The organism is Cupriavidus sp. SIMBA_020, assembly GCF_046535395.1.
In the GTDB taxonomy this organism is placed as follows: Bacteria; Pseudomonadota; Gammaproteobacteria; order Burkholderiales; family Burkholderiaceae; genus Cupriavidus; species Cupriavidus campinensis.
Genome location: NZ_JAWRWU010000605.1, coordinates 1 through 271 on the forward strand (window position 1 = coordinate 1; position 271 = coordinate 271).

The following is a 271-nucleotide window of genomic DNA, read 5'->3' on the forward strand; positions in this document are numbered from 1 at the left end:
GGCCGGCGCGAAATCGACGGTCAGCCGCGCGGCGATCAGCTCGGCCGTGCCGTCCACATGGCGCGACGCGTGCAGCATGATCCAGCGGCGGCGCGCGGTCGCGAGATCGGCGCCGACGTCGATCGACTCCGACGTCAGGAAGTGCAGGTTCGCCGCGAAATGCGGCTCGGGCGGCAGATAGCGGCGCAGCATCGCGACGATCGCGTCCGTGCCTTCGAGGCGGCCGAACTTCCGCGCGTACTGCGGGCCGATGCCTTCCCACACCGCATCG

General features: G+C 71.2%; 1 protein-coding gene. It reads right to left on the reverse strand.

What is annotated here, in order from left to right:
• Nucleotides 1-271, reverse strand: a 271-nt coding sequence (locus SB751_RS30705) for a nuclear transport factor 2 family protein (RefSeq protein ID WP_410749114.1), incomplete at both ends; no start/stop codon positions are given.